Origin of the sequence: Pelagibacterium sp., from assembly GCF_965249125.1 — a bacterium.
GTDB lineage: Bacteria > Pseudomonadota > Alphaproteobacteria > Rhizobiales > Devosiaceae > Pelagibacterium.
Genome location: NZ_OZ252217.1, coordinates 206,024 through 229,365, shown reverse-complemented (window position 1 = coordinate 229,365; position 23,342 = coordinate 206,024). Strand labels below are relative to the sequence as shown.

Below are 23,342 nucleotides of genomic sequence, written 5' to 3'. Positions count from 1 at the left end.
CTCGTCATCCGACCCGGCGGTGCGCGAATCCGCTTACGGCTGGGTGATCGTCAGCATCACATTCCTTACGCTCGCGCTCGTTCTGGGCTCGAGGTTTTCTCTTGGGATGTTCCTTCCCTACATGCCCCAGGACATCGACGCATCTATCGCTGATATTTCGGCGGCCATGGCCGTCTCAATGATCGGGGCCGCCATTGTGCAACCGCTGACCGGTGCGATGATTGACCGGCTTGGTGGCCGCTTTGTGCTGTCGTTGGGCCTGATATGCGCGGGCCTCTCGCTCGTAGGAACCTCGCTGGCCACCAGCCAATGGCAGGTGGTCATGTTCATAGGTGTTGGCGGGGCGATCGCCTATGCCGCCGCCAGCCCAGTCTCTGCAACTTCGATCGTCGCGACCTGGTTCAAGAGACGGCGCGGCGTTGCACTCGGGATCACCACCTCGGGCACGAAGCTGGCTATGGTGATCCTCCCTCCCATCGTTGCCGCTCTCATCGTGTGGTCGACCTGGCGTACCGCCATGTTCTGGCTCGGCACCGCGGTACTTGCGCTGATTCCGGCGGTTCTGTTGTTGCTCAAGCCCGCCCCCGGCTTCGCAAAACCGCGCCCGCCGACCGCAAACGTGGAGGCTGCGGTCCCGTCCGTAACGGGATCCACGCTCAAGCAAGCTCTCGCAGTTCGTGATTTCTGGCTTGTTGCCATCACCCTCTTCGCCAACGGCCTGATCATGAATCTTGTGTTCATCCACCTGCCCAATTACGTGCTGCGCGCCGGTTATGACGAAAGTCTAGCCGCACTTGGCCTGGCGCTGTTGGGTGGGATTGGCATCCTTGGCACCATAGCCACCGGCACGCTGTCCGACTGGTTGGGTGGGCGCAATGTCTTGCTGATCATGTTCGGTGCGCGCGGGATTACTGCACTGTTCGTGGTCGTTGCCCCCGGCCCGGAATCGCTGATTGCATTTGTGGTCGTGTTCGGGCTTTTGGGATATGGCGCGATTGGCGTCATCGGTGCTCTGGCCTCCGAGCTTTTCGGCAGAAAAGCCATTGGCGCAATCCTAGGCTCCGCGTATGTGTTCAACCAACTCGGGGGCGCGACTGGAGTTTTTGCTGGCGGAGCTTCGCTCGCAATCACCGGCGACTACGGCGCCTCGATCTGGTTGGCCATTCTCACGACAGTTGGATCGTTCATGTGCATACTGCTGATCCGAGGCGGTCGGCGAGAACCGCAGGTGCGGCTGGCGCCGTAGTCGTCGTCATCGATCGGCGGGTCAATTCTCGGTGAAAATCCCGGGTCACGTCTCAGTGACGATCAACATGTACCCCGTCAGCACCGATGGCACAGATTTGATCTTGTGATGTAAGGAGGGTTTTGGTCTCGTCGGAGTGACGAAGGAACGACGATGAGATCAAAACCCTCGAAAGCCAAGAAGCCCGCCGAACAGGTGGTCAAGGATATCCGCCGCGCGACACGGCGGCACTTTTCTGCAGAAGACAAGATCCGCATTGTGCTCGATGGCCTGCGTGGAGAGGACAGCATTGCCGAGCTGTGCCGCAAGGAAGGCATTGCCCAGAGCCTCTATTACACCTGGTCCAAGGAATTCATGGAAGCGGGAAAGCGTCGGCTTGCTGGCGATACAGCCCGTGCTGCCACCACCGACGAGGTCAAGGAACTGCGCCGCCAGGCCGGAGCGCTCAAGGAGTGTGTTGCCGATCTGACGCTGGAAAACCGTCTGCTCAAAAAAAGCATGATCGCGGATGGGGACGACGACGCATGAGGTATCCAGCATCCGAAAAGCTCGAGATCATCAGGCTGGTCGAGCAATCCCATCTGCCAGCAACACGCACGCTCGATAATCTGGGCATCGCGCGCCGGACCTTTTATCGCTGGTATGACCGCTACCTCAATGGTGGGCCCGAGGCGCTGGAGGACCGGCCATCGGCGCCCAGCCGGGTGTGGAACCGGATCCCGACCGCCATCCATGATCAGATCATCGAGATGGCGCTGGAACAGTCCGAACTGAGCCCCAGGGAACTGGCGGTTCGGTTCACCGACGATAAGGGCTACTTCGTGTCTGAAGCCAGCGTTTACCGGCTTTTGAAGGCCCACGACCTGATTACCAGCCCGGCCTATGTCGTGATCAAGGCTGCCGATGCCTTCCACACCAAGACCACCCGGCCCAACGAGATGTGGCAGACCGATTTTACCTACTTCAAGATCCTCAGCTGGGGCTGGATGTATCTCTCCACCGTGCTCGACGATTATTCCCGCTACATCATCGCCTGGAAGTTGTGCTCAACGATGCGGGCACAGGATGTCACCGACACTTTGGACCTGGCACTGGCAGCTTCAGGGTGCGATCGGGCCCATGTCCACCATAAGCCTCGGCTGCTCAGCGATAACGGCCCGAGTTACATCGCCGGGGAACTGGCCAACTACATCCAGGCCAACCGGATGAGCCATGTGCGCGGTGCACCCTGTCATCCTCAGACCCAGGGCAAGATCGAGCGCTGGCACCAGACACTCAAGAACCGGGTGCTACTGGAAAACTACTTTCTGCCGGGGGATCTCGAGGCCCAAATCGCTGCTTTCATCGAGCATTACAACCACCAGCGTTACCACGAGAGCCTCGACAACGTGACCCCGGCCGACGCCTACTTCGGCAGGGCACAAACCATCATCAAACAGAGAGAAAGGATCAAACGACAGACCATCGAGCATCGGCGCTTGCAACACCGCAATCTCGCCGCATAAAATCAACCCACAGACGAGGCCAACGCTCCTCTATTCAACGCAACAAATTGCGCCAAATCATCTGACGACAGACAGTGCAGCGCTTGATAGATGATCGACGAGATGGCGTTCTCGATTCGATTAAACCTGACCAGAAACGAGCCTAGGGCTTTTTCGTAGTTCAGCTTGATCTGAGGGTCGGCCCAAGGCTCGTCGTCTTCCATCATCGCTTAGAGCCCAATAATCGGCCGGACCATCGGCTGAATCCATGTTCCCAGGAAGGCCATGCCGACCACAATGGCGATGGATAAAATGAAACCCATGATGTCCCAGGTGAAGTCAGGGGTCAGCTTGTGCTCGAGGTCTGCCTTTGCCCGCCGGACGCCAAGGATTTCCTCATCAACCGCGTTCCAGTCGTGGCGATATTCGCGATCGGCATGACGGGCATCATAGAACGCCTGCATAGACCGCCGGTTTGCCATAGCGTCCATTTCCATCACATCAAGAACCCACTTCGCAATCGCCCTTTGGGACTCCATCAGGGTTGCGGAAGCGCGTTCAATGATGAAAACCACCACTGTGAATGCAATCGCTAAGTGAAGCGGCAACACGATCCAGAGTGTCAGATAAGCGGCTACCGACGCGATGACAGATAGTGCGCCATCAACTATGGCGTCTGCGAGTTTCGAGTTCATAGACATCCCCCCCCCCGACATGTCAAAATGAGTGGCCCACAACCCTCCCGCAACTCATTTTAACTCGCAAACCTATCTCACGTCGAAAAGCTTATCAACTTCAAGGGCTTGCGAACCAGCAATTTACGGGTTTTCGATATGCCCGTTTTCGGTCACAAAACCACCCTCCAGGAAGCGCGTGCACAGGCATGATTTCGACCTGCACCTTGCACCCATTTGACTTGCACGACCACACTCAGCGCTCGTCTCCGGGGTCGGTTTTTTGGCGGTTTCCGTACTTGTCGATGGCGGCTTCGATTGCGTCCCGGTCCCGATAATCGAGCCTGTCTATTTCGATGCCAACATCGGTAATCTCGTTTTCAAGCCGTGCAATCTCGGCAGACAGATGCGCAATGCGATCGCGCATCATCTCGCGGGCGACGTAATACGCAGAATCGCGCTTGGGATCGAATTTGTCGTCATTCATGTCGTCACCTCAACTACGAATCTTGGATCAAATCCATGCTCCCGGGCATGCCCACGCGGATTGCAGACCACCCTGGTGTCGCCCACCACGTAGTCCCGCCGCCAATGCAGGTGACCATGCACCCAAAGCTTCGGCCGATATCGATCCATTAGCTCGCCCAGGTCGCTTGCGAAACTGCCGTCAGACGGATCCGGAAATGCCGGGTCGTCGAGCGAAAGGCGGTGGGGAGCGTGGTGCGTAACGACGACGGTTGGACCAGCAAAATCTTTTGCCAGACACCTGCCGAGCGTCGCCCGATGATCACGGTGCCATGCCAAAGTATCGCGTGGATGGAGCCGCCTCATTCCGACATCTATGGAGCGGTAATCGGGCATTGCATGCTTCGCCCACACCTGCGCCGTTGCGATGTCGATTGGGTCAGAGCCGGCAATTTCGAAGTCGGTCCACAACGTTGCGCCGACCAACCGAACGCCGGCGATTTCGAGGGTCTCGCCGCGCGCCAGCACGGTGACGCCCATCATGGCGCAATCGGCGATTGCGGCGTCGAGGGCGGCATGCGGATTTATGCACGCGTAGAAATCATGATTACCGGGCACCCACAGAATCGGGATCTCAACCCCGCGCTCCCGCTGCCGAGCAAGCCAATTACACCCATGCGTGAAGCCATCGGCAATATCGCCCGCGATGACCAACACATCGGCACCCGCCGGCGTTTCCGGCAAATCGAAATCGCGGCCCTTTCCGTCAACGTGGAGATCACTCATGATCCAGAGCCTCATTCGAAACCCCCTTCCTGTGCGTGGGCGTCGCAGACGGTCCGGTACCATCCGCCCCGCTTCCGCAGCCGGCCTGGCGCGCCGCAGTCTTCACAAAGGAACTCCGAAAGCCACTCCGCGGCAGTAATGATCTCCTCCGACCGCTCGTCGCCGCGGTCGCTGTAAACCCTTAATCCACCGAACTTTTCCTTCGTCTGCGACGTGGTCCAATGGCCGTCATAGTGCTCATTGAGCCACCCAGACATACCAATCAACAGGTCGATCCAGCCGGACGCGAATTCCGCCCCGGCCCGAAGGAATTCGTATTCATTCCGTACCGGCGTCCACCAATCCTCCGGCAGCGCATGGGGCCGCAGGCGGGCATGATCCCAGCGCCTGGACCGAGCGTTGATGACGCGGCGCACCAGTTCGACGACATCCTGCCGTTGCGGCATCCATGCGCCCGTCGGATGCACGGCAGGGCCCGTTGGGACGGTGATAAAGAGGTCGATCAACCCCTCGGATTCGTCCCACTTCCCTGGCAGCACGATGACGTCCCTGCACGCGGGATCGCCCTCAAACGCGGCCCCGACGATCTGCCTGGCTTCATCGGTCAGGTGGATTACGCTCATATCCGTCATGCCGCACCCCCTGACATCAGTCGCTTGGTTTGCCAGCGTCTAAGGTTGTGGCGGTACCGCCATGCGGCCGGGCCATTGCCGGCGAAAAGGTCCACGAGGCCCAGCATTCGCGGATTGAGGTCGGCCAGGGCAATGGTCGCGCAGAGCTGGACCAGCAGCCCTCGGCCATGGACGGATTGGTGAAAGAGGCTGTCGCGAAGGGCCTCTTGGACCTCGCAAAATGGATAATGATGGCGCACTGAAATCTCCTTTCTTGGTCTGTGCGTTGCGCGGGGTGCGCAGGGGTCAGGCTTGACCCATGAAGGCTTCACGGGCGGCGAGAGTGCCCTCGATCCCCCGGCGGAGTTTCCGCAACGAACCTCCAGGCCAGACTTCCTTGATAACGTCGACTTCATCGTCGGCAAGCGGCGGATACCAGCGCTCATCGATGCCGCGATCGCGTGCGATGTCGCGGATGATTTGCTTCGACAGAGGGCCGATGTGCTGCCACGTCGGCTCCGGCATCTTGATGATGCGCATGCGATCGCGCAGGGGAGCGGGAATGCCTTCCACAGAATTCGCGGTCGCGAAGTGGGAAATCCACGACAAATCGACGGCAACTTCGAGAGCAGGATCCCGGATCGCCTGGGCTTGGCTGCGTTCGAGCATCGGCAGCAAAGCATCAAATGCCGATCCGTTGTGCCGACTATCCGAAGCCTTCTCGATCTCGTCCCAGACAACCAGTCCGTTCGCGAACCCGCTCCGTTGTACCAGCTGCAGGGGAACGCTCGGCCGCGATGTCGCCCACTGCGCGGACGTGCCCATAGCACTGCCGTCGGCCATGCCGGCCATCGAAAACACCTCGCACGGCAGGTCTAACTGGGCCGCGATCGCACGCAAAAGGGCGGTCTTCCCAGACCCCGGCTTGCCGACAAGGCACATCGGACGAAACCGCACGCGCTCATCAGACGCGAGATCGAAAAGGATGCTGTCGATGACGTCGCGGGCATGCGGCCACTTCGACACGAGGACATCGAAATGCAGGTCGATGGGCCCGCGATCGACAAGCGGCAGCTGCCTGCCGGCGATGTCGGCGAATACCTTGCGCGAATCCTTTTGCCCACCGACACCCTTGGGCAGAGCGGGCACGACGACAACGCCCGGGAGATCGAAATCGAGATCAGGTTCGATCTCAGCGCGGTCTTCCTCGACTTCGCGAAGCTTCTCGAAGAGCGACTTCTTGCTGTCATCCTTGATCTCGTCTAGGGCTTCGGGATGCTCAGCGAGCCAGACGTAAGCTTGACGATATGCATCCACGTCACGGCCGTTATCGAGCAGCCGTTGCATGCCGTAACGCTGTGCGCGATCGATCCTGCGCTCGAATGCGCGGGGGGAATTCAGCAAGCCGAGAGCCGTCGCGTGGCGCAACGTCGCTCCGAACCTGCTGTCGAGAAGAGTGGACTGGCGGTCGTGAAAAAGACGCTTTGCAGCCATCTCAGCCACTTCATGGTCATAGCCATCGCGCTCCGTGTCGGAGCACGCGATATACAAGTCGCAGCGCGCGACGTCGCTGAAGCGTCCTCGGATATCGAAGATCTCTCGGCAAAGCTCAAGCACAAGTGCTGAGCCGTCCGAGATCGCTTGCTCAATGATCTCACGCTCAGCATCGCTCAAAATGCGGCCATGCAGAACTGAAGTGAAGAATCGAATCCGATCGCTGATCATCGATCCACTGCACCAGACCGCATGGATCAGAATTTCTTCTAGTGCGGGCAAGTCGCCGGCAATGATCTCGGCGCGCCGCTTCTTGAGCGCGCGCAAGGATTCGACGTCGATTTCTTCGAGCGCGGCGAGGCGCCGGCCCGTGTCAGGGTTTTCCTTCGTCAATGTGATGATTTTTCAGAGCCTTGTGGGCGTCCGCGCCAGTGCGGTGTCGCCCCAAGGTGCGCCGCCGACGGCATAGCCTCGACGTCCCAGGACGGCGCATAAAGCAAATTTTGAGCGCACCGTCCAGTCGTGCGATTTCGAAATACTTAATGCGCGGTCGAGGGGATCGGTCGCATTCGATCGTTATAGCCAGATTGCGGAGTGGCTATAACGGTGGCTTATGCGGCTTCGGATTGCAGCTCCCGTGAGCGCTTCATGACCAGGTTCTCACGCCGATCGAGGGCAGCATCGCGCGAAAAACTGGCCTCAATTTCACGATACACTACCCGCTCGGCCAACATGATCTCCTCGACTTTCTCGGCAAGATTAGAGTTCTGGACGAAGAGTCCATCGACTTCGCCGCGAACTGTCGTCGTTGACTTTGCGATTTCGAATAGGCGTTTGCCGATCTCGCTCAGCTTCCCCGTCAATTCGCGCCTTTGAATGGCCAGCGCTTCACTGCGGTCGAAGAGATCGTCTTGCTCGGCGTTGATGGCCTGTCGCTTACGTTCGATGGCATCAATTTCGGAGCGGATTTGGTCAGCGTTCATGTGCTTGATTGCGGTTTTCATGGCTTCATCTCCATATAGGGGGGCAGGAAATCGGGTGGCACTCCGTGGCGCTCAAACATGAGCAGCAGGCGACCGATCCATGGGGGGATTTCCCTCTGACCGGATTCGTATCTGCGGATCGTCACCGACACCGTGTTCTCGGCGCCGGTATATCCGATCGCGCGGCCCAGCTGGAGCGTCGAAAGGCCGAGCTGGTGGCGGATGCGCTTCATTTCGTTACCGTTCATTGACCCCCCTCAGCGCCGTGACGAGATCCGCGTCATGGGGTACTCGGGTCCCGCGACAGTTGTAGCCATAGCAGTAGTTACCCCACGTAGAACCATCGAGACCGTCGTAGATGACGCCATAGAGCCATTCGCCGTCTGATATGACGTATTCGCGGTAGCCACTGCCGCCATTGTCCCAGATGATCTCGCCCGTGGGCACGTGACCGATCGCGGCTCCGGGTTCGCCAGAGAAAACAGTATGCTTGGCGGCTGCGCACCGGCGCGACGCCTCGGATTTCTTCCGGCGTTCGTCCTCGCGCGCCTCGAGCTCGACCATCTCACTATCGTCAGCTGGGCGCAGGTAGTCGCGCTGCACGTACTCACCCTCCCAGCCCGGCTGGCCGCCGACGGAGCCGATGTCGTCATCAGCCTCGAATGCGTTGCCCAGCTCCTCGACGACCATGGCGCGACCGGTGATCCGCACGATGTCACCAACATTGTGCTTGCCATCGAGAGCGATGATCTGGGGGCGGCGCGGCGTTGCCGTCTGCGTGTTCCCTTGCGATGGCGTATTCTGCGTGAGGACAGGAGCGCTCTTGTGAGCAGGATTGCGTAGATTCTCGTCGATTTCGATCAAGCGATCGAGGAGTGCATCCCGCTGATCGTGACGCATTTTGCCCCTCCAAACTTTCATAAACGAATCCCATTTCATGCGTCGCCCACGGCAGGCGTTGATAACGTCGCTATCGTATTCGGACGCGACAGTGATTTCGGTACCACTCTCTGACCAGCGAATTTTCCGCATGCTGCTGGCACGGGTGAGACGCGCCTCATTCGCGTCGTTCGCGGCCTCGGCCTCACCAGCAATTCCCGCGAGCGCCTTGCGGAGGGCAACTCGATATTTCGCCATCACGACCCACACACGACGATCACGATCCCAACGGGAGGTCGGCACTGACTTGATAGCGTCCTTGATCGCGGGATCGAACGGAGACACAACGGCGATAGAGCCATCGGGCCGCACGGTGACGGTTACCCCGGGGATTACCGGCCAATTCTCCTCGCTCGCCGCCCGTGCATCGGCCTGAGATTTTGCGACCAGTTTCTCAAATTTTTCCGTCATCGCGGCCGGAACAGCCCAAGAACTGTTTGCCGGATTCCAGTAAGCGCCCAGCCTCTTAATGGCCGGAACCATGCTCTTCGGTGGGCGACTGATATAGTAGCCGTTGGCCAAATGGGTCACGCCGTAATCGCCACCCTTGGGCAGACCATTTTCTGGGCACCCATCGGCAAGCCAAGCATCGATGGTTGCGGCAAGGTCATCGGCGCGCTTTGGCGAAATCGTCCACTGCCGATTGCGCAGGTAGGTAGCACCGCACTCGACGAGGATTTTTTGAACGGCAGGGGCGAAACCGATCTGCTGGTCGAGATCAAACAATTTACCCTGAGGGTGATCGGAAATCGAATACATCGTCAATCTCCTGTCGGCGAGGCCCAATGCCTCTTGCATTTTCTATATAACGTAGCCAGATAGCTACATCAACGCCCCGTTAACGATTTATTTTCAGTGCGCGGAAACGTCCCGAATCCGTGCGTGGAGTCACGTTCACCGGGATCGTTGGAAACATCAACGAATTGATTTTTCCAACGTTAAAGCGCGTTAACTTTCAGATCGGCCCCGTCGCCCCATATGTGCAAAAAAATTGAAAGGCGCCCGCTTATGTGGAGATTTTATTGAAATCAGCCCGACCGCGGCAACTTATGTGCACGAATCTCGCGCCGCCCATCTTCCCGAACGAAGACGAAATTCTCTTTCGCATCCAAGCCACACGCGCCGGGCTGCCGGCCGATGCGGCGCATTTCCTCGACCTCCTCAGGAGACGAGCGGCGCAGGGAAAGCATGAGTTCGGCGGGGGTGGGGTCGGTGTCGGACATGGTAATCACATCCACCACCACACCACGGCGCCGCCGACGAAGGCGCCGATTGTGAACCACTGCCACTTCAGCTCGCGCAGCGCCTGGGCCAGATTCCATCGATCGAATTTTAGATCCTGTGTCTCCTCGTCATCAACCGTCGGATCGATGCCCGCACGGTGATCGATGTCGAGCTCAATAGTGCCGTCCGGATGCGTGTACGATCCCCAGAAGCGGGTCAGGAACCAGCGTTTGATGTACTGCATCGCTGACAATCTCATGGGCATCCCTCCCGGTTGGAGGATAGCGCAATGGATCAATGTCGTCGATGGGAGGGAAGATGGTGGGAGTAACTGGGATTGAACCAGTGACCCCTCGCGTGTGAAGCGAGTGCTCTCCCGCTGAGCTATACTCCCATCCAGCGCTCCATTCGTACCACAGTTCGTACCAGGTTGAAGCAAACCCATTTATCTTCAGCAACTTAGCAAGGCGCCAGCATTGCCGTGTGAAGGCAGTGCTCTCCCGCTGAGCTATACACCCGCTCGGCATATCCATCGGAAAATTGCGACGGTGCCCGCGAAAATCGCCTTGCTTGCAAGGCCGTCCCGGACAGGCCGGGGAGAAAGAATGGTGGGCGTAACTGGGATTGAACCAGTGACCCCTACGATGTCAACGTAGTGCTCTCCCGCTGAGCTATACGCCCACTCTTTCTTGAAACCGCGTCCCACCAAAGGCGAAGCGCAGGGCGGATACACCACAAAACGCCCGTAGCGGTCAATAGGCTTTTGCCGTTATTTGAAGCTCTTGTGACGCAGGCGGCCCATGGGTGCCTCGCCTCCGACCCGCCCTCCCCATCACCGTCATCCCGGGCGAAGACCCGGGACCCAGTAAGCGCCAGCGCTGGCGGTTCTATCTCAGGCACCGAGCGTACTGGTCCCCGGCTCGGAGGCCGGGGTGACAGAATGGTGGATTGGGAAAGGACGATACCCTCCCAACGGCGATGCCAATTGGTCCTAAGCAGCTAAGAGCCGCTCCACTTCCCCAACCAGTTCGCGCAGATGGAAGGGCTTGGAGAGAACCGATGCGCCCTTGGGGGCTTCGCTGTCGGGGTTGAGCGCCACGGCGGCAAAACCGGTGATGAACATCACTTTGAGATCCGGGTCGAGTTCGGTGGCGCGCCGCGCCAGTTCGATCCCGTCCATTTCCGGCATCACGATGTCGCTCAAAAGCAGCGTGAAGGGTTCCTCGCGCAGCCGCTCATAGGCCGATTTGCCGTTGTCGAACGCCACGACATCATATCCGGCGTTCTTGAGCGCCCGTGTCAGAAACCGGCGCATGTCGGCGTCGTCTTCGGCCAGCAGAATCCGGTTCAACGATTGGCTCATGAAAGGTCCCAGTGTCTTTGTTCCAGCCGCAACTGGTGTGATTCGCATGTTTTACGAAAGCTAACTCCCATGCAACAGTCACAATCGCCTCATCCCGCTTTGCTTTTGTGGACAAGCGCGTTCGCCCGTTGCAAACTTCAATTTCAACGATCGGACCATCAAGGGGTTGGGCGTGCAATCAGACTATTCCGACAGACCCGCCTTTGAAACGGTTCGCCCCCGGCGTCAGGTCGCCCCCATCATCGTCAATTCCTCCCATTCGGGCCGCGATTATCCCGAACGGTTCCTAAAGCTCTCCCGGCTCAACGAAATGGCAATTCGCCAGTCCGAGGACGCCTGGGTCGATGAGATTTTCGGGCGGGCGCCCCATATGGGCCTGCCGCTCCTGCGCGCCAATTTCCCCCGCGCCTATCTCGACGTGAACCGCGAGCCCTACGAGCTCGATCCGAAAATGTTCAGCGATCCCCTGCCCGAACATTTCAACACGACCTCGCCGCGTATCGCGGCCGGCCTTGGCACCATTGCCCGCATCGTTTCGGAAAACCGCCCCATCTATCGCGAGCGCCTGGCGCTCGAAGACGCGCTCATGCGCATCGAGGGCATCTACAAGCCCTATCACAAGACCCTGCAAACCCTTTTGAGCGAAACGCTCGGCCATTTCGGCGTCGCCGTGCTGATCGATTGCCATTCCATGCCGCGCCTCAATCGTGGCAATGACCGCACCGCCCCCGACGTGGTGCTGGGCGACCGCTATGGCACCACATGCGCGCCGGTACTCATCGACACTGTCGAAACGGTGTTCGCCGGGGCCGGCCTCAAGGTCGCGCGCAACCGGCCATACGCAGGCGGGCACACTACCCGCGCCTATGGACGCCCCCAATATGGCATCCACGCCATACAGATCGAATTTTCCCGCCATCTCTACATGCACGAGTTGACCCTGCAAAAACATCAGGGGTTTTCGGTCATGCAGCAGCTTGCCGAAACGCTTTTGGGAACGCTGGTGCGGTTCGACGCGGTTTCGCTGGCGCGCACGCAACTGGCCGCCGAATAAACCGTCAAAACCTGGAGAAGGAAAAGAGTGGGCCGCTCTGGGCGGCCCAAGTCAAGGGAGGAAACATTGGCGGTTCATTGAGAACGGCGAGAGCCGAAAGAACCACCAATCCATCATGCAATATCGTGTTTGAACCTAATTTCACCAAAGCGCAAGTCTGCCGAACGGACTATGTATGCAATCGGCATGCGCTGTTGCAAAAAGGAATCACTTCTGTAAACCCCTTGTTAACGAAGCGCGATTTGCAGCCGATTTACCCGCATTTCCAGCAAGTTTTTGGATGTCCATGACAATTTCGTCACCAGCCGGCCTCACCGACGAGGCCATCGCCCAGACCCTGATCGCCGGCGCCGAGGCTGCCCGGGCCTCGACTTTGAGCCGGTTCAGAACCCATCTTGCTGTGGATAACAAGTTTTCCGTCGGCTTTGATCCGGTCACCGAGGCCGACCGCGAGGCCGAAACCCGCATCCGCGAAGCGATCGCCACCCGCTTCCCCGATCACGGCATAATCGGGGAAGAGTGGGACCCAAAAGATACAGCAACCCGGTTCAACTGGATCATCGATCCCATCGACGGCACAAGGGCGTTTATTTCCGGTGTTCCCGTCTGGGGCACGCTGATCGGGCTCGCCTATGAGGGCAAGGCCATCGCCGGGCTCATGGAACAGCCCTTTACCGGCGAACGCTGGCTGGCCGTCGGCGGTCGGCTCGAACACACCCATAACGGCCATCCCGCCCCCGCGGCGGTCAGTACCGTCACCAGACTGTCCCAGGCCCGCGCCAGCACCACCAATCCCGACATGTTCAGCGGCCCCCATCTTGCCGCATGGACCGAATTGAGCGCCCGCGCCCTGCAGGTCCGCTATGGGCTCGATTGCTACGCCTATTGCCTTTTGGCCTCCGGCCATATCGACCTGGTGGTGGAAGCCGGCCTAAAAGATGTCGACATCGCCCCCTTGATCCCCATCATCGAGGCGGCCGGCGGCGTCGTCACCACCTGGGACGGCGGCCGCGCCGAAATGGGCGGCACTTGCGTCGCCGCCGCAACACCCCAACTGCACCAAGAAGCAATGGGTGTCCTGCGCGACGCCATGCTGGATTAAACAGTCGGGATAGCTTGGATCGAGGGTGTGTGGACAGTTAGGTCAGGGTGAGCCGAAAATGGCGGTTTTCGAGAACCGAAGCGGAGCGTACTTTTGTACGTGAGCACCGGAAGCGCAGAAAACTGCCATTTGCAGGCCACCATCACCTAACTGCCCGCATACCCAGTCTGCTCGGTCACGAACGCATCAAACGCCGCAAAAACCTGCTCGCGGATCGGGTCGGCTTCCATGAACAATTCATGCCGCGCGCCAGCAAGCACTACATGATGCCCGGCCCGCAACCGCAGCCCCAAAGCCTCGGTCGCGCTCGTATCGACGACACTGTCGAGTGCCGCCGCGCAGATGAACACCGGAATCTTGAGTCGCGCCGGAAAATCGTCCCCATTGGCAACCCGCATCGCCGCCAGCGACGATCCGATCCAGCCCAGCGTGGGCAACCCCACGATCAGGTCGGGCCGCGCCTTCAATATCTCGACGCTACGCATGTAGCGTTTCTTGTCCGAAGTCAGCGGATTGCCCTCATACCCGGATTCGGTCTGTTCCCTGTCCCCGCGTCGCCCCACCGGCAGGTTCGAGAGTCCCAAAAACCGTGCAAGATCGACCAGCCGCGATGACCATTTGAGCGAAAAGGGAAGCCCCGGCAGGCTGACCATGGGCGAGGACAAAAACACCCGGTCAAACATCAGCCGGTCGCGCGTTGCCGCCAGAAGCCCGATCAATCCCCCCGTCGAATGCCCGACCAGAAAATAGGGCGGCGGGCAATCGGGCAGCACGATGCCCTTGTGAAAATCATCAAGGTCGGTCCAGTAATCGTCGAAGTTTTCCACGTGACCGTGACGCGAATTGCCGATCATCCGGTCCGACCCGCCCTGCCCGCGCAGATCGAAACTGGCCACGGTAAAGCCGCGCTTCTGGAAATCGCCGATCGTCTCGAAATATTTCTCGATGAACTCGGTGCGCCCCTGCACCAGAACGATCGTCCCGCGCGGTGCCTCCCCCTGCTTGGGGAAAATGCCATAGCGCAGCCGCACATTGTCGCTGGTCGAAAAAAAGCCCGACCGGGCGCCTTTGGGGATGGGATTTGTTTCGAGGTGGACAAACTCGTGTCCGGCGGGCTTCGCGTCCATGTGCACCGGGGGTCTATTGGGCGTCACAGCGACAATAGCGGGGGTTCGTAAACGATGCGACAATATAAGGAGAGCGATGCGCAGGCGCCGTTGCGGGGGGCGGTGAACGACGCCTGCGCTTGGTTATGACACCGTTCCCGGCATCACATGCACCTTTCTACCAACCCTCGCCTGACCGCTCGCTGAGCGGCCCGTTCATATTCAATTCAGCCGGCATTTTCCCGCCTCTTGAACAGCAAATTGGCGGTTCCTATCTTTGTGCTGTCCGCCGGATGACCCGGGGACGCCGCCGGAAACCGCTCGCCTCATAAGGGAGCTCTCTCCGGCAGCAATGCTCAACGTTCTTGCTACCATCAGGAGAACACTGAAAATGCAACGTCTTGATTTTTCCCCCTTTTACCGTTCCACCGTCGGGTTCGACCGCCTGTTTTCGCGCCTCGACACTTTGGTCGCCGAAGATGCGAAATCCTATCCGCCCTACAATATCGAGCGCACCGGTGAGGATACCTACCGCGTGACCATCGCCGTCGCCGGTTTTTCGACGGGCGATATCGCCATCGAGACCAAGGAAAACAGCCTTCAGGTCAAGGGCTCCCGCGCCTCGGGCGCCGATACCAAGCGCGAATTCCTCCATCGCGGCATCGCCGAGCGCGCCTTCGAATTGCGCTTCCAGCTTGCCGAGCATGTCGAGGTTTCCGGCGCTTCGCTCGAAAACGGCCTGCTGCACATCGATCTCAAACGCGAGCTCCCCGAATCCAAGCGCCCGCGCCAGATCGAGATTTCCAGCACCACCCAGACCATCGAAGACAAGACCGTCAACTAGAGCGCTTCCAGGATAAGTGGCTACCACTTATCCGGTTCGGAAGCGCGATAAAACAAAGACTTAGAGCAATTGAATCGATTCAAGGAAGCGCTGAAATGCTCTAAGCGGTCTCTGACGTTCCCTCCTCCCGAACGTTGAAGCGGGCGCCCGGTAAAATGCCGGGCGCCCGTTTGCCATTTTAGGCTGCCCATCCTAAAATCGGGACGCCGGACTTGTCGCTGCGCAAAAAATCTGCCAGTGTCGCGCGAATTTTAGGGCAGCATTGCTGTCCATTATTGACAAAAGACAGGCAATCCTTCACACAGAGACTGTGCTAAGGAATCTCCTGGCAGAAAATCGCAGCATCGACCGTCTCCCGGACCGATCTGCGTCGCTGGTCAAAGCCCGCCCGATAAGAGGAGGAGCGGCCCGGCGGAACCCGACAGGGGTTCATTTGAGCGGCCATTTGGATGCAGCGCCGCTCCAGTGTAAATAGACCGGTCTGCTCACCCGAGCCGTACATTGATCCTTGTACGACCCGAACGAGCGACCTGCACGGACGGCGCATTGGCTTACCTTCCGTTAACTTTGGCGAGGACCTGATATGGGCGAAATGGACAAGCATTTGATCGAGGCGGCTGCGGCACTTCCGGGCACCACTGCGACCAAACGCAACGCCGCCCAGGGCCTGTACGATCCGGCCAATGAGCACGATGCCTGCGGCATCGGCATGATCGCCAACATCAAGAACGCCAAGAGCCACGAAGTGGTGCAAAAGGGCCTCGAAATCCTCGAGAACCTCGAACACCGCGGCGCGGTGGGCGCCGACCCGCTCATGGGCGATGGCGCGGGCATTCTCGTCCAGATTCCGCACGCATTTTTCCAAAAGGTCACAGATTTCGATCTGCCCGATGTCGGCCAATACGCGCCGATCATGATCTTTTATCCCAACGATGCAGCCCTGCGCGATCGTTGCGCCGAGCTCGTGCGCAAGACAATTGCCGCCGAGGGCCTCGAAATCCTCGGCGAGCGTGTCGTTCCGTTCGACAATTCCGCGCTGTCGGAAGGCGTCATCGCCACCCAGCCGATCATCGAGCAGATGTTTGTCGCCCGCCCCGAAGGGCTTAACGATGTCGATGCCTTCGAGCGCAAGCTGCTCATCACCCGCAAGGTGATCTCCAACACGCTGTACGGCGAAATCCCCGAGGTCCAGGACGACAACGGCTTTTATATAGTCTCGATGTCGGCCCGCACCATCGTCTATAAGGGCATGTTCCTGGCCGACCAGCTCGGCAAGTTCTATCCCGACCTGCACGATGAACAGTTCGAAAGCGCCATCGCGCTCGTTCACCAGCGTTTTTCGACAAACACCTTCCCCTCCTGGAAGCTGGCTCACCCCTATCGGATGACCATCCACAACGGGGAAATCAACACAATCCGCGGCAACGTCAACTGGATGGCCGCCCGTCAGGCTTCGGTCGCTTCGCCCAAATTCGGCGACGACATCACCAAGATCTGGCCGATCTCCTATGAGGGCCAGTCCGACACAGCCTGTTTCGACAACGCGCTCGAATTCCTCGTGCGCGGCGGTTACTCGCTGCCCCACGCCGCCATGATGCTGATCCCGGAAGCCTGGGCCGGCAATTCGCTGATGGATGAAGAGCGCCGCGCCTTTTATGAATACCACGCGGCCCTCATGGAGCCCTGGGATGGCCCCGCCGCCATGTCGCTTTCGGACGGCCGCTATGTGGTCGCCACCCTCGACCGCAACGGTCTGCGTCCCGCCCGCTACCTTGTGACAAAGGAAGGCCACGTCGTTCTCGCTTCGGAATCGGGCGTCCTCGATATCCCCGATGAAGACGTGGTCGAGCGCTGGCGCCTGCAGCCGGGCCGCATGCTGTTCATCGACCTCGAAGAAGGCCGCATCGTCTCCGACGACGAGATCAAGAAGGCGCTTTCGGCCAAGAACCCCTATGCCACCTGGCTCGCCAAGACCCAGATCGTGCTTGAGGATCTGCCCGAAGCCGAGCCCAAGGCTCCCGCGACCACCGAGAGCCTTCTCGACCGTTTGCAGGCTTTTGGCTACAGCCAGGAAGACGTCAAGCTCCTGATGGCGCCCATGGCGACAACGGGCCAGGAAGCCGTCGGCTCGATGGGCACCGATACCCCGCTTTCGGCGCTCTCGGACAAGCCCAAGCTGCTCTATACCTATTTCAAGCAGAACTTCGCGCAGGTCACAAACCCGCCCATCGATCCGATCCGCGAGGAATCGGTGATGAGCCTTGTCTCCTTTATCGGTCCGCGCCCCAATCTGTTCGATCTTGAAGGGCTTTCGACCACCAAGCGCCTCGAAGTGCGCCAGCCGATTTTGACAAACGAGGATCTCGAAAAGATCCGCGCCCTCGGCGACATGGCCGACAATCAGTTCCACACGGCAACCCTCGACATCACCTATGATGCCGCAAAGGGTACCGCCGGCATGCAGGCCGCGCTCGACGCGCTGTGCGAACGCGCCGAATCTTCGGTCCAGAACGGCTACAACATCATCATCCTGTCCGACCGCCTGGTCGCCGCGAACCGCATCGCCATCCCGGCGCTGCTGGCCACCGCTGCCGTGCACCATCATCTGATCCGCAAGGGCCTGCGCACGTCTTCGGGTCTTGTGGTCGAAACCGGCGAGGCGCGCGAAGTCCACCACTTCGCCGTGCTGGCTGGCTATGGCGCCGAGGCCATCAACCCCTATCTGGCGTTCGAGGCTCTCGCCGCGCTGCACGCGGAAGGCGAATTCCCCGCCGAGGTCGATGCGGGCGAAGTCATCTATCGCTACATCAAGTCGGTGGGTAAGGGTCTTTTGAAAATCATGTCCAAGATGGGCATTTCGACCTACCAGTCCTATTGCGGCGCACAGATTTTCGACGCGGTCGGCCTCTCGTCCGAATTCGTCAAGCGCTTCTTTTTCGGCACCGCCACAACCATCGAAGGCGTGGGCCTGCCCGAGGTCGCCGAGGAAACCCTGCGCCGCCACACCCTCGCCTTTTCAGACGACACGGTGTTGCGCAAGAGCCTCGAAGTGGGCGGCGAATACGCCTACCGCATGCGCGGCGAAGCCCATGCCTGGGGTCCCAACACTATTGCCGACCTCCAGCACGCTGTGCGCCTCAAGGGCGACACCCCCGAAAGCGCGCAGGAGCGCTACGACGCGTTTGCCCGCGCCGCCAATGGCGAAAACGCCGCGCACCTGACCATCCGCTCGCTGTTTACGATCAAGCCGCTCGGCGAGCCGATCGACATTTCCCAGGTCGAGCCCGCCGAGGCCATCGTGCAGCGCTTTGCCACCGGCGCCATGAGCTTTGGGTCGATCTCGCGCGAGGCGCACACGACCCTCGCCATGGCCATGAACAAGATCGGCGGCAAGTCCAACACCGGCGAAGGCGGGGAAGACCCCGAACGCTTCAAGCCTCTGCCCGACGGCGCCATGAACCCCCAGCGTTCGGCCATCAAGCAGATCGCTTCGGGGCGCTTTGGCGTCACCACCGAATATCTGGTCAACGCCGACATGCTCCAGATCAAGGTCGCCCAGGGTGCAAAGCCCGGCGAAGGCGGTCAACTCCCCGGCCACAAGGTCGATTGGGTGGTCGCCAAGACACGCCATTCGACGCCGGGTGTGGGCCTGATTTCGCCCCCGCCGCACCACGACATCTATTCGATCGAAGATCTTGCCCAGCTCATCTACGATCTGAAAAACGTCAACCCCGAGGCCGCCGTCTCGGTCAAGCTCGTCTCCGAAGTCGGTGTCGGCACGGTTGCCGCCGGCGTCGCCAAGGCCCGCGCCGACCACATCACCATTTCGGGCTATGATGGCGGCACCGGGGCTGCGCCCCTCACGTCATTGAAGCACGCTGGCGGACCGTGGGAAATCGGGCTTGCCGAAACCCACCAGACCCTCGTCATCAACCGCCTGCGCTCGCGCGTCGCCCTTCAGGTCGATGGCGGCTTCCGCACCGGCCGTGACGTTCTGATCGGTGCCCTCCTGGGCGCCGACGAATATGGCTTTGCCACCGCACCGCTGATTGCGGCCGGCTGCATCATGATGCGCAAGTGCCACCTCAACACCTGCCCTGTCGGCATCGCCACCCAGGACCCCGTTCTGCGCAAGCGCTTCAAGGGCACGCCCGAGCACGTCATCAACTATTTCTTCTTTGTGGCCGAGGAACTGCGCAAGCTGCTCGCCCAGATGGGTGCCCGCACCCTCAACGAGGTGATCGGCCGCTCCGACCTGCTCGACCAGACCAGGCTCGAAAATCACTGGAAGGCCAGGGGTCTCGATTTCGCAAAGCTGTTCTATAAGCCCGAACCCATCGGCGGGGATTCGATCCATCACACCGAGTTCCAGAACCATCACCTCGAGGCCGTTCTCGACCGCGAGTTGATCGCAAAGGCCCGCAACGCCATCGACACCAAAGAGCCTATCCAGTTCGAGGTGCCGATCCGCTCGCTGAACCGCTCGGCCGGCGCCATGCTCTCGGGCGAAGTCGCAAAGGCCCATGGGCACAAGGGCCTGGCCGAAGATACAATCTCGGTCACCCTGCGCGGCACTGCGGGCCAGAGCTTTGGCGCGTTCCTCGCCAAGGGCATCAGCTTCGATCTGATCGGAGATGCCAACGATTATGTCGGCAAGGGGCTTTCGGGTGGCCGCATCGTCATCCGCCCGTCCGAAAAGGCACAGATCGTGCCCGAGGAATCGATGATCGTTGGCAATACCGTGCTTTACGGAGCCATCGAGGGCGAGTGCTATTTCCGCGGCGTCGCCGGTGAACGCTTTGCCGTTCGCAACTCGGGTGCCATCGCAATTGTCGAAGGCACGGGCGATCACGGCTGCGAATACATGACGGGCGGGGTCGTCGTCGTCATCGGCAAGACCGGCCGCAACTTTGCCGCCGGCATGTCGGGCGGCGTTGCCTACGTGCTGGACGAGGAAGAGACCTTCCGGTCCCGCTGCAACCTCGCCATGGTCGATCTTGAGCCGGTTGTCGAGGAAGAAGAGCTCATGCGCAAGATTCACCACCACGGTGGCGATCTCGAATGGCATGGCCGGGTCGATGTTTCCGGCGACATGACCAAGCATGACGACGAACGCCTGTTCCAGCTCATTTCCAACCATCTCCATTACACAGGCTCGTCGCGCGCCAAGCTGATCTTGGACAATTGGGAGCAATACCGTCCCAAATTCGTCAAGGTCATGCCGGTCGAGTACCGCCGCGCCATGCAGGAAATGGAAGATTTGCGTACGGGCCGCTCGCGCCCCACCGCAGCAGAATAAGGAGAAAGCCAATGGGTAAGGTAACGGGCTTTCTTGAAATAGATCGCCAGGAGCAGCGCTACGAGCCCGCCTCGGACCGCGTTCGGCACCATCACGAGTTCACGATTCCGCTCACCGAGCCGGAGGTGAAAAACCAGGCCGCGCGCTGCATGGATTGCGGCATCCCCTATTGCCACGGCGATACGGGCTGCCCCGTCCACAACCAGATTCCGGATTGGAACGACCTCGTTTATCAGGACGATTGGGAAGAAGCCTCGCGCAATCTCCATTCGACCAACAACTTCCCCGAGTTTACCGGCCGCATCTGCCCCGCCCCGTGCGAGGAAGCGTGCACCCTCAACCTCGAGGATACCCCCGTCGCCATCAAGACCGTGGAACAGGCCATTGCCGACAAGGCGATCAGGGGCGGATGGGTCCGCCCCCAGATTTCCGACAAGAAGACCGGCAAGAAGATCGCCATCGTCGGCGCCGGCCCGGCCGGTCTCGCCGCGGCGCAACAGCTCGCCCGCGTCGGCCACGAGGTTCACGTCTATGAGCGTGAGCCAAAGCCCGGCGGCCTGCTGCGCTATGGCATTCCCGATTTCAAGATGGAAAAGGGCCATATCGATTTCCGCCAGGCCCAGATGGAAGCCGAAGGCGTGATCTTCCATTTCGGCGAGAACATCGGGGTTACCCGTCCCTTCGCCGATCTGCAGGCTGACCACGATGCCGTGCTGCTCTGCGGCGGCTCGGAGTTTCCGCGCCATCCCGGTTGCGAAGGCACCGAATTTGCCGGCGTTCACTACGCAATGCCCTATCTCGTCCAGCAGAACCGTCGCAATGGCGGGGAACTGGTGACCGACGAACCCATCCTTGCCGCCGGCAAGAACGTCGTGGTGATCGGTGGCGGCGATACAGCGTCGGACTGTGTGGGCACCGCCTTCCGTCAGGGAGCCGTTTCGGTCACCCAGCTCGATATCCGCCCGCGTCCGCCCGAAAAGGAAGACAAGCTCACCTCATGGCCCAACTGGGCCGTCAAGATGCGCACCTCGTCGTCCCAGGCCGAAGGCGCCAATCGCGAGTTCCAGGCCGGGACCGTCGAGATCGTGTCCGATGAACGCGGCCACGTTTCCGGCGTCAAATGCGCCCGCGTCGGCACCGACCGCCAGCCGATCGAAGGCAGCGATTTCATCCTGCCCGCCGAGCTGGTGCTCATGGCCATCGGCTTTGCCCATCCGGTCCATGACGGCATGCTCGAACAGCTCGGCGCCAGGCTCGACAAGCGCGGCAATCTGTTTGCCGATACGTTCAGCTACAAGACCACCGTGGAGGGCGTTTACGCCGCCGGCGACATGCGCCGTGGCCAGTCGCTGGTCGTCTGGGCCATCCGCGAAGGCCGTCAGGCCGCCCGCGCCATCGATCTCGACCTGATGGGCGAAACGGCGCTGCCGCGCTGAACCGCCTGAAACGATAAAGCCCCGGATCGCCTCCGGGGCTTTTCTTATCGCCCGCCGGGGTTCTCGATCTCGACGGCGCCCCTGCCCAGCCCGAACGCGTCCACCCTGCCCGCTGGCGCATCGAGCATGTCCTCGAGCGCGAAGCTGCGCGTGCCCGCCGTCGTCTGACCGGCGATAATCAGGCCGCTCGCCCGCTGCGCCGCACCGCCAAGATCCTGCACGAAACTCGCCATTTCGAGCAGCCGCATCTGTTCGAGCCCCTGATAGGGCGGCCGGGTCATCCCTGCCGCATCGGTGCCCGCCAGAAGGTCCGCCACTTCCGAAGTGCTGCCCGACAGACTGACCCGCCCGCCGGTCGTCGAACCCATGGCCCGGTCGATGTAAAAGGCCAGCTTGTCGGCACCAGCCGCGGAAAAATGAATGCCGTCACCCTTGCGCATATCCACGATATTGCCGTTGAGGTCCGGACCGTTGGCGCTATAGCCGCCATCCTCTCCCAGATAGCGGTCATAGGTTTCCACCCACGCCCCGCCCCCCGCATTCACTGCCGCCTTGTGGATAGAGGAAATCTGCGCCATCGCCGCGCCATAACTCGGTTGTTGCATCGGCGGCAATTCGAGCCAGATCACCTGCTTTCCAGCGGCCCTTATGTCGGCGAGGAACGCATCGATCCGGTCCCGGTATGCGCTGCGCCATGGGTCCGACAGCGCCTCGGCGCCGTTGAGCGCCTGGCGGTCGTTGATCCCGATCGCCACCACCGCCACGTCGAAACTGTCGGCGATCAGTTCGTCCTCGATCGCCGCGTTCCAGTCGAAAAAATCGTCGCGCACAAAGCCCGAAGACCCCACCGCTTCTTCGGCAACCATGATTTCGGGATTGTCTGCATAGAGCCGTTCCAGCGCCCGCGCCAGATCGACGGCAAGCGAATCCCCGAACACCGCCACCCGGCGCGCATTTTCCGATTTTTCGACTTCCGTCGGCGCGGGCGTCGGGGCCTGCTGCGGCTGCGGCGCCGGCTGGGCCTGCGGCCTTGGTTGCGAGGTTACCGGCGCTTGCGGCTGGCTTTGCTGCTGTTCATTGCCGGATCCGAACAACACCTCGAACAGCGTCCGCGTGCTGCGCTCCTGCGCCCAGGCGCCCGACGCCGGAACTGCGCAAAGCAGCACGACCATCACCAGACCGATTATGGAACGCCACATGACCATCAGGGGGTTCTAGTCCAATTCTGGGCG

Annotated in this window: 21 protein-coding genes and 2 tRNA genes; 7 read left to right on the top strand and 16 right to left on the bottom strand. The window is 60.4% G+C overall.

Annotated features, from left to right (window positions below; translation table 11 throughout):
- Positions 1-19: 19 nt before the first annotated feature.
- On the top strand, positions 20-1,246 hold the full coding sequence (locus tag ACP148_RS01165; protein WP_421949986.1) for an MFS transporter: 1,227 nt from the start codon (positions 20-22) through the stop codon (positions 1,244-1,246).
- Between the two features lie 153 nt (positions 1,247-1,399).
- A protein-coding gene (locus ACP148_RS01160) for an IS3 family transposase (RefSeq protein WP_421949987.1) occupies positions 1,400-2,751 on the top strand; the annotation gives its coding sequence in 2 pieces (ribosomal slippage) (positions 1,400-1,736 and positions 1,736-2,751; 1,353 coding nt in all).
- Between the two features lie 2 nt (positions 2,752-2,753).
- On the opposite strand, the gene ACP148_RS01155 is transcribed toward ACP148_RS01160, so the two are convergent.
- From ACP148_RS01155 to cpdR, 14 genes are all read right to left on the bottom strand, one after another.
- Positions 2,754-2,957, bottom strand: coding sequence for a hypothetical protein (locus tag ACP148_RS01155; RefSeq protein ID WP_421949988.1), 204 nt, complete (start codon positions 2,955-2,957; stop codon positions 2,754-2,756).
- A gap of 3 nt (positions 2,958-2,960) precedes the next feature.
- The gene (locus ACP148_RS01150) at positions 2,961-3,425 is read right to left on the bottom strand and encodes a hypothetical protein (RefSeq protein WP_421949989.1); all 465 of its coding nucleotides are present in this window, start codon (positions 3,423-3,425) and stop codon (positions 2,961-2,963) included.
- 235 nt (positions 3,426-3,660) lie between these two features.
- Positions 3,661-3,891: a hypothetical protein gene (locus tag ACP148_RS01145; protein ID WP_421949990.1), complete on the bottom strand. Its 231-nt coding sequence runs from the start codon at positions 3,889-3,891 to the stop codon at positions 3,661-3,663.
- The gene (locus ACP148_RS01140) at positions 3,888-4,670 is read right to left on the bottom strand and encodes a metallophosphoesterase (RefSeq protein WP_421949991.1); all 783 of its coding nucleotides are present in this window, start codon (positions 4,668-4,670) and stop codon (positions 3,888-3,890) included. Before ACP148_RS01140 ends, ACP148_RS01145 begins: the two co-directional genes overlap by 4 nt.
- The gene (locus ACP148_RS01135; RefSeq protein ID WP_425033001.1) at positions 4,667-5,287 is read right to left on the bottom strand and encodes a hypothetical protein; all 621 of its coding nucleotides are present in this window, start codon (positions 5,285-5,287) and stop codon (positions 4,667-4,669) included. Before ACP148_RS01135 ends, ACP148_RS01140 begins: the two co-directional genes overlap by 4 nt.
- 285 nt (positions 5,288-5,572) lie before the next feature.
- Positions 5,573-7,153 carry an AAA family ATPase gene (locus ACP148_RS01130; protein WP_425033000.1) on the bottom strand — a complete coding sequence of 527 codons (1,581 nt, stop codon included), beginning with the start codon at positions 7,151-7,153 and terminating at the stop codon, positions 5,573-5,575.
- A 218-nt stretch (positions 7,154-7,371) separates the two neighbouring features.
- The gene (locus ACP148_RS01125; protein ID WP_421949996.1) at positions 7,372-7,764 is read right to left on the bottom strand and encodes a hypothetical protein; all 393 of its coding nucleotides are present in this window, start codon (positions 7,762-7,764) and stop codon (positions 7,372-7,374) included.
- Entirely contained in the window at positions 7,761-7,991 is a 231-nt protein-coding gene (locus ACP148_RS01120; protein ID WP_421949997.1) for a helix-turn-helix domain-containing protein, read from the bottom strand. The genes ACP148_RS01125 and ACP148_RS01120 overlap by 4 nt, the downstream gene beginning before the upstream one ends.
- Positions 7,981-9,441, bottom strand: a complete 1,461-nt coding sequence (locus tag ACP148_RS01115; RefSeq protein WP_421949998.1) for a hypothetical protein — start codon at positions 9,439-9,441, stop codon at positions 7,981-7,983. Before ACP148_RS01115 ends, ACP148_RS01120 begins: the two co-directional genes overlap by 11 nt.
- A gap of 269 nt (positions 9,442-9,710) precedes the next feature.
- A complete protein-coding gene (locus ACP148_RS01110) occupies positions 9,711-9,905 on the bottom strand; it encodes a hypothetical protein (protein WP_421949999.1) in 195 nt (64 codons plus the stop codon).
- A gap of 5 nt (positions 9,906-9,910) precedes the next feature.
- Positions 9,911-10,150, bottom strand: coding sequence for a hypothetical protein (locus ACP148_RS01105; protein ID WP_421950000.1), 240 nt, complete (start codon positions 10,148-10,150; stop codon positions 9,911-9,913).
- Positions 10,151-10,225: 75 nt separating this feature from the next.
- Positions 10,226-10,300 (bottom strand) — tRNA-Val (locus tag ACP148_RS01100).
- 212 nt (positions 10,301-10,512) lie between these two features.
- Positions 10,513-10,587, bottom strand: a tRNA-Val gene (locus ACP148_RS01095).
- A gap of 310 nt (positions 10,588-10,897) precedes the next feature.
- Complete coding sequence (gene cpdR, locus ACP148_RS01090; RefSeq protein WP_014131860.1) at positions 10,898-11,269, bottom strand: cell cycle two-component system response regulator CpdR; 372 nt, start codon at positions 11,267-11,269, stop codon at positions 10,898-10,900.
- Between the two features lie 166 nt (positions 11,270-11,435).
- On the opposite strand from cpdR, the gene ACP148_RS01085 reads away from it, so the two are divergent.
- Together ACP148_RS01085 and hisN are read left to right on the top strand one after the other, a co-directional pair.
- Positions 11,436-12,323, top strand: a complete 888-nt coding sequence (locus ACP148_RS01085; RefSeq protein WP_421950001.1) for an N-formylglutamate amidohydrolase — start codon at positions 11,436-11,438, stop codon at positions 12,321-12,323.
- 286 nt (positions 12,324-12,609) lie between these two features.
- Positions 12,610-13,425, top strand: coding sequence for a histidinol-phosphatase (gene hisN / locus ACP148_RS01080; protein ID WP_421950002.1), 816 nt, complete (start codon positions 12,610-12,612; stop codon positions 13,423-13,425).
- Between the two features lie 146 nt (positions 13,426-13,571).
- Here the strand turns inward: hisN and ACP148_RS01075 are convergent, their stop codons facing one another.
- On the bottom strand, positions 13,572-14,552 hold the full coding sequence (locus ACP148_RS01075) for an alpha/beta fold hydrolase (protein WP_421950003.1): 981 nt from the start codon (positions 14,550-14,552) through the stop codon (positions 13,572-13,574).
- Between the two features lie 370 nt (positions 14,553-14,922).
- On the opposite strand from ACP148_RS01075, the gene ACP148_RS01070 reads away from it, so the two are divergent.
- The 3 genes from ACP148_RS01070 to ACP148_RS01060 all read left to right on the top strand — a co-directional run bounded on the left by ACP148_RS01070 (position 14,923) and on the right by ACP148_RS01060 (position 22,110).
- Complete coding sequence (locus ACP148_RS01070) at positions 14,923-15,375, top strand: Hsp20 family protein (RefSeq protein WP_421950004.1); 453 nt, start codon at positions 14,923-14,925, stop codon at positions 15,373-15,375.
- Between the two features lie 583 nt (positions 15,376-15,958).
- Positions 15,959-20,674, top strand: coding sequence for a glutamate synthase large subunit (gltB, locus tag ACP148_RS01065; protein WP_421950005.1), 4,716 nt, complete (start codon positions 15,959-15,961; stop codon positions 20,672-20,674).
- Positions 20,675-20,685: 11 nt separating this feature from the next.
- Positions 20,686-22,110: a glutamate synthase subunit beta gene (locus tag ACP148_RS01060; protein ID WP_421950006.1), complete on the top strand. Its 1,425-nt coding sequence runs from the start codon at positions 20,686-20,688 to the stop codon at positions 22,108-22,110.
- 44 nt (positions 22,111-22,154) lie between these two features.
- Here ACP148_RS01060 and ACP148_RS01055 read toward each other — a convergent pair whose 3' ends face one another.
- Positions 22,155-23,309: a DUF459 domain-containing protein gene (locus tag ACP148_RS01055; RefSeq protein ID WP_425032999.1), complete on the bottom strand. Its 1,155-nt coding sequence runs from the start codon at positions 23,307-23,309 to the stop codon at positions 22,155-22,157.
- Positions 23,310-23,342: the final 33 nt, after the last annotated feature.